Origin of the sequence: Sphingobium yanoikuyae, assembly GCF_034424525.1 — a bacterium.
In the GTDB taxonomy this organism is placed as follows: Bacteria; Pseudomonadota; Alphaproteobacteria; order Sphingomonadales; family Sphingomonadaceae; genus Sphingobium; species Sphingobium yanoikuyae.
The window spans coordinates 1-5183 of the sequence record NZ_CP139985.1; the positions used below are offsets into that span (position 1 = coordinate 1).

9 protein-coding genes are annotated in these 5183 nt (G+C 62.0%); 7 read left to right on the forward strand and 2 right to left on the reverse strand.

Annotated features, from left to right (window positions below; translation table 11 throughout):
• The first annotated feature begins 90 nt into the window (after positions 1-90).
• Genes U0025_RS26020 through U0025_RS26030 form a run of 3 tightly spaced genes read left to right on the forward strand, consistent with a single transcriptional unit; the run spans position 91 to position 1373 of the window.
• On the forward strand, positions 91-657 hold the full coding sequence (locus U0025_RS26020) for a helix-turn-helix domain-containing protein (RefSeq protein ID WP_017980908.1): 567 nt from the start codon (positions 91-93) through the stop codon (positions 655-657).
• A gap of 35 nt (positions 658-692) precedes the next feature.
• A complete protein-coding gene (locus U0025_RS26025) occupies positions 693-1091 on the forward strand; it encodes a hypothetical protein (protein WP_004213411.1) in 399 nt (132 codons plus the stop codon).
• Positions 1092-1094: 3 nt separating this feature from the next.
• The gene (locus U0025_RS26030) at positions 1095-1373 is read left to right on the forward strand and encodes a hypothetical protein (protein ID WP_004213412.1); all 279 of its coding nucleotides are present in this window, start codon (positions 1095-1097) and stop codon (positions 1371-1373) included.
• Between the two features lie 58 nt (positions 1374-1431).
• Here U0025_RS26030 and U0025_RS26035 read toward each other — a convergent pair whose 3' ends face one another.
• Entirely contained in the window at positions 1432-1818 is a 387-nt protein-coding gene (locus U0025_RS26035; protein ID WP_051035849.1) for a hypothetical protein, read from the reverse strand.
• 194 nt (positions 1819-2012) lie between these two features.
• On the reverse strand, positions 2013-3224 hold the full coding sequence (mobQ, locus tag U0025_RS26040) for a MobQ family relaxase (RefSeq protein ID WP_017980910.1): 1212 nt from the start codon (positions 3222-3224) through the stop codon (positions 2013-2015).
• Positions 3225-3391: 167 nt separating this feature from the next.
• On the opposite strand from mobQ, the gene U0025_RS26045 reads away from it, so the two are divergent.
• From U0025_RS26045 to U0025_RS26060, 4 genes are all read left to right on the forward strand, one after another.
• Positions 3392-3667 (forward strand): hypothetical protein, encoded by a 276-nt coding sequence (locus tag U0025_RS26045; protein ID WP_004213416.1) that lies wholly within the window; start codon positions 3392-3394, stop codon positions 3665-3667.
• Entirely contained in the window at positions 3660-4103 is a 444-nt protein-coding gene (locus U0025_RS26050; protein WP_004266913.1) for a hypothetical protein, read from the forward strand. The genes U0025_RS26045 and U0025_RS26050 overlap by 8 nt, the downstream gene beginning before the upstream one ends.
• 65 nt (positions 4104-4168) lie before the next feature.
• Complete coding sequence (locus U0025_RS26055) at positions 4169-4441, forward strand: CopG family ribbon-helix-helix protein (RefSeq protein ID WP_004266914.1); 273 nt, start codon at positions 4169-4171, stop codon at positions 4439-4441.
• A complete protein-coding gene (locus U0025_RS26060) occupies positions 4420-4725 on the forward strand; it encodes a type II toxin-antitoxin system RelE/ParE family toxin (RefSeq protein WP_004266915.1) in 306 nt (101 codons plus the stop codon). The genes U0025_RS26055 and U0025_RS26060 overlap by 22 nt, the downstream gene beginning before the upstream one ends.
• Positions 4726-5183: the final 458 nt, after the last annotated feature.

Genomic DNA, 5183 nt, shown 5'->3' on the forward strand with positions numbered 1-5183 from the left:
GTGACAGATACGCGCACCTTGCCCGCCCCCCCTTCTCCGACAGGGACATGGGTTCAAACTGATCGGGCAACCCACGAAGCATGGGCGCGCATGTCGGTGAAAAGCCCGCGCGCATCTGCACTGCTACACATCCTCGTTGCACGGATCGGCCAGCACAACGCGGTAGTGGCATCCCAGTCCGTCCTAGCGAAGCTCATGGGCTGCAACCGGCGCACCATCGTGCGGGCGATTCAAGACCTCGTGGAAGGACGCTGGATTGAAGTCCGCCAGATCGGGGACCGAGGCACGGTGAACGCCTATGTCATCAATGATCGGGTGGCGTGGCATGGTCCCCGCGAAAGCCTGCGCTACTCGCTGTTTAGCGCAACTGTGATCCTTGCCGAGGACGAACAACCAGACCGGAGCGAGCTAGGGCAACAGGAACCCTTGCGGAAGCTGCCCCGCCTGTTTCCCGGCGAACAGCAGTTGCCCGCAGGCGATGGACTTCCACCTCCATCCCAGCCCTTTTTCGATGGCATGGAACCGGCCTTGCCCGCTCTGGATGAACCTGAACCCGATCCGGCGATGCAGGATGAACTTTCCCAGCTTGTCACCGGCCTAGGAAACAAGCTCCGCGCACCCGATGCATCTCCCCCTGATGATGCAACCAATATATAGATACTATACAAGCCAATTTAACAGCGAGTGACATCATGGGTATCACCCTAAGAGAAGCATCAGAAAAGGTCGGTGTCACCCGCCAAACGCTTATGAAGGCGATCAAGACAGGCAGGGTTTCCGCCGAAAAATCCGATAACGGCGAATGGCGCATTGAGCCTGTCGAGTTGTTCCGCGTGTGGCCACCTGTAAACGAGGTGCAGCAACCTTTACAGGACGGATTAACAAGCAGTGACACCCCCGGTTTACAGGCTGAAAACAGGCTGTTGCGGGAGCAAGTTGCAGAACTGCGCGAAGAACGGAACGCTTGGCGGGAACAAGCACAACGACTTGCCCTGACCGATCAGCGCGCGCACCCTCAACCTACTCCCCAGCGCGGATTCTGGTCGCGTCTGTTCAGCCGCCAGGGCGACAGCCCTAGCGGCGAGGAATAAACGATGGATGCTCCAACCGGCCCTTTATGGTCACAACAACAGGCCATTGCTTACGAGGTCGCGCTGGAGGCCATCAACGATGTGATCGCGGGATATAGTGAGCAGGTCGCGCTAGAGCAGGCTCGTCCCTCGCCGAACACAGCCCGGATTGCTTGGCTGGAAATGCGGACCGATCAGGCCGTTTCAGTCCACCGCTCGCTCAACGTGTGCGATGACGGCAACGTGCAGCAGGCGATTTCCGAATTTAGCGCCATCGTCCGCGCAAGGGATGAAGGGCGCTGATCCTATAGCCCCCGTCGCTTTTCACCTGATTTTCGGCATCACCGGGTGAAAGATGCTTTCAGGATTTGAGCAACCGAAGATCACCATCGACAAAGCCAATGCCAATTCCCCTGACGGAGTTGAGCTTTTGCGATAACGGGGAAGGCTCGTGCAAAAATGCTGAAATAAGATCAGTCATTTGAGACAGGCATTCCTCCCAACTCCCGTTGCAGAACGATAGTGGAATCTCTGATGCTCTGCCCTTGGACGGCTCCCAAATCTCGGAACAAGGCCAATCGGGATCACTTGGATCAAATTCCGACGCGCCAATAAGCTCTATGCCGTATCGGGAATTATCCGATGTTTTTTCAAACAGGTTGAAGGCGAAAGCCTCCACATCGCTGGGGAGGTCCTCGGCCAGAGCGGCATTGAGCCACGCTCGATATTCGTCTCGAAAGTGATCCATAAGGGATTAATTGCACGCGATGCCGGACATCTGCAATCGTCAGATATTACCCCGCCTGACGGCAATCACATGAATCCGCGCATGGCTGACCGCCCCGGTCACGACCGCGCCGCCGCCGCGATCTGGCTGCACGAAAAACCCTGACGCATTGGAAGTCCGCACGAAAACCCCGGTTTCAGGGTTTTCCGTCACCCTCATAGGCTCATGCCGCGATCCCGTTGCAGGACCAGCTCGCGCTCGTGGAGCAACTGCCCCACCGCCCGCGCCATTTGGGGTTCGCGCTGGATCTGCTCGATGTAGAGATCCTTGGTGTGCTGGTTCGCACCGTTATAGGCGTCCACCGCCTTGCGGAGCGCCTCCGGGGTCGCCTTCCAGTCGCTGTTATGGTCGCCATAGCCGTGGGCGCCCGCCTCGCGCTTCCCGGCTATAGTCCTGAACTTATCCGCCACCTTCTCCCGTTCCTGCGCCTGCTGGCGCTCCTGTGCCTGCTCACGCGCGCGCTCGGCGGCAAGCTGCTCCTGACGCTGCGCCTCGGCGGCATCGCGCCGATCGCGATCGACCGCGCCGCTCAAAGTCGCCGCGAACGCATGCAGCCTGCCCGATATGCGCTGCCCCGCATCACGTAGCCACTCGGTCCCCCGTTCGATATACTGGCGCAGGCCCCGCCGCTCGATGACGCCGGCGTTATGCTGGCCCACCATCGTCACCGGCTCATAGGCCCGCCCCTCCCGCATCGCCTGATGCTCGGCGCGGCGCTCCATCGCCGTCGCGCTCGGCCCCATATGCACGGTCGCCTCCTGCTCGATCCCTTGCCGCTGGTGGCTGCGATGGTCCACCCGCTCGACGCTACCGGCGCGCTCAAGGGCGACATTCTGCATCTCGGCCCACCGGCCCCGCCACCGCTCGACCTCCCCGCTCGTCTTCTGGTCCAGTTCGCGGGTCTTCTCGCCCAGCCCTTCCGGGCCGATCCGCCGCGTCGTCGTCAGCAGATGGGCATGATGGTTGCGCTGGTCGCCCTCGCGACCTGGTGCGTGGATCGCCACGTCCACCGCCACCCCATGCCGCTCGCTGATCTCCCGCGCGAGGCCCAGCGCAAGCTCGCGCCGCGCCTCGGCCGACAACTCGGCCGGAAGCGCGATTTCATATTCGCGGGCTACGGTGGAGTTCTTGCGCGTCTCGGCTTGCTCGGCGGCGTTCCAGAGCGCGGCCCGGTCGTTGGCCCATGCCGGGGCGTCGGTGGGCACGACAAGCGCGCTATGCTCAACGCCCTGCTTGCGAGTGTAATCGTGGACGAGGCCGGTGCGCTCGTCCGTGATTTCGACGCCCGCACGATAGGCCGCCGCCGCTGTCGCACTGCGACCGGCGGAACGGCCTATCGTCTTCACCGCCAGATGGAAACTCGCCATCGCCGCGCCCTTACTAGCCATGCGGGAGCATGGCGCGGGCGATAGCCCGCTGGGGTTCAGGGGTATCCCCTGACGCACGCAAACGCAAGTTTGCATAAGTGCGCCCTTCCTCTCTTTCGCTCGGTCGGGTCCGGTGCTATCAGTATCGCGCAGCGAAAGGATTGACCATGGCCGCTCCCACGCCAGAGGCTATCGAAAGCGCACGTCGCAAGGTCCAGCAGGCCAAGGCACGGTTGCAGGCATTGGAAGCCCGCGCTGCCACCCTGAACCGCAAGGCCGATGCGCGCCGCAAGATCATCCTCGGAGGCCTGCTCCTCGATGCCGCCATGAAAGACCCCGCATGGGAATCCCGCCTCAATGACCTGATGAACCGCATCAGCCGCGATCAGGACCGCAAGGCGTTCGAGGGCTGGACCTTCAAGGGAGGCCCCGCCGATGCCTGATCCCTTCGACCCTGCCGAGTTCGACGCGCCCCCTCCCTCCGATCCCCACACGGACTATCGTGACCTGCTCGACGCCATGCGGAAGGCCGGGGCCGAAGGGGTCGCCCAGCAGGTCGCCGCCCTGTCCCGCCAGATCGAGCAGGACGCCCGCCAGCGCGCCGAAGCGGGGCAGCAGACGGAAAAGGCGCTAAACGACCTCTTGCGCGCCGCTGCGCAGCTTCAGCGGGTCAGCGAGGCCATAGGCTGGGAACGCCTGAAGGGATGGCTCTACGCCGCCATGATCGGGCTGGGCCTGATATTCGCCGCGGCCCTCGCCTACCGCTGGGCGCAGGAACCCAAAATCGAGCGCCAGCTATACGGATGCACCGCAAAATGGGACGCCAAGGCCCAGACCTGCAAAGGCAAGTGGGTGCCCCTCTATGAGCAACAGCCCTGACATGGCTGGTATCTGCCCCCATATCGTAGTATCACTAGGTGATACCTCAATCCCGAAGGTGCGATATGGCTACCTCTCTCAAAATTGACGACACGCTCAAGGGCCGGGTCCAGCACCTCGCCGCGATCCGCGACAGGTCCGCCCACTGGATCATGTGCGAGGCGATCCGGGCTTATGTGGACCGCGAGGAAGCTCGCGAAAGCTTCAAGGCCGAAGCCCTCGCCTCATGGGCCGAATATCAGGAAACCGGGCTGCACCTGACCGGCGAGGAAATGGCCGACTGGCTCAATAGCTGGGGCACCGCTGATGAAGGCGAATGCCCGCCGTGCCACGTCTGATCGTCACGCCCCGCGCCCGTCTCGGCATGGTCCGTTGCCGGGAGTTTCTGGAGGGGAGGAACCCGGAAGCGGCGGCGCGGGCCGGTCAGGTGATCGCCGCCCGCCTGCTCGCCCTTCAAACCACGCCAGACATAGGCCGCCCATTCGACGGGGAAGAGGCGCTGCGTGAACTGGTGATCGGGTTCGGGTCGAGCGGCTATGTCGCGCTCTACCGGCATGATCTTGCCGATGATGCCGTCTATGTCCTTGCCCTTCGCCACCAGCGCGAAGCCGGATACCCCTGAATGCCCTCTGGTGCCCGTCAGGGCACCGCCAAGCCCTTGGATGGCAATAAACCTACCCCCGAAGCGCCTGCCTGCGCTCTATGGCCGGAAATCGCCTCCTGCGCCCCTGATAGCCAATTGCGACCTTACAGCGTGTGCGAGGTGGAGAGGATGCGGTTTCCTGTCCGCCATGCGCCTAACGAGTGCCGCGACTAGCGGCACTCGTTGTTCACTTTTTGTTCCTATCTAAAGGGGTTGCTTCGCCAGCGCTTAGGTCCGCGCTCGCACCCCCTTTAGATTATTAGAAGGGGCAGAATTTTTATCTAATTAATTCAATGTGTTGGTTGGGGGGGGTGTGACTCCTAGGAGTCACAGGGGTGTGACTCCTAGGAGTCACAGGTCTGTCCTGTAACTTGACAAGAAAGTCGCGTTTTGCGACTAGTGTTTGTCCAATTTCTCGACACCGGAGTCACACCCCT

Excerpts from the sequence above, each read along its gene's own strand:
- U0025_RS26045 (WP_004213416.1), top strand. The coding sequence starts at position 3,392 with ATGGCCGCTCCCACGCCAGAGGCTATCGAAAGCGCACGTCGCAAGGTC.
- U0025_RS26055 (WP_004266914.1), top strand. The coding sequence starts at position 4,169 with ATGGCTACCTCTCTCAAAATTGACGACACGCTCAAGGGCCGGGTCCAG.
- U0025_RS26050 (WP_004266913.1), top strand. The coding sequence starts at position 3,660 with ATGCCTGATCCCTTCGACCCTGCCGAGTTCGACGCGCCCCCTCCCTCC.
- mobQ (WP_017980910.1), bottom strand. The coding sequence starts at position 3,224 with ATGGCGAGTTTCCATCTGGCGGTGAAGACGATAGGCCGTTCCGCCGGT.
- U0025_RS26030 (WP_004213412.1), top strand. The coding sequence starts at position 1,095 with ATGGATGCTCCAACCGGCCCTTTATGGTCACAACAACAGGCCATTGCT.
- U0025_RS26025 (WP_004213411.1), top strand. The coding sequence starts at position 693 with ATGGGTATCACCCTAAGAGAAGCATCAGAAAAGGTCGGTGTCACCCGC.
- U0025_RS26035 (WP_051035849.1), bottom strand. The coding sequence starts at position 1,818 with ATGGATCACTTTCGAGACGAATATCGAGCGTGGCTCAATGCCGCTCTG.
- U0025_RS26020 (WP_017980908.1), top strand. The coding sequence starts at position 91 with ATGTCGGTGAAAAGCCCGCGCGCATCTGCACTGCTACACATCCTCGTT.
- U0025_RS26060 (WP_004266915.1), top strand. The coding sequence starts at position 4,420 with ATGCCCGCCGTGCCACGTCTGATCGTCACGCCCCGCGCCCGTCTCGGC.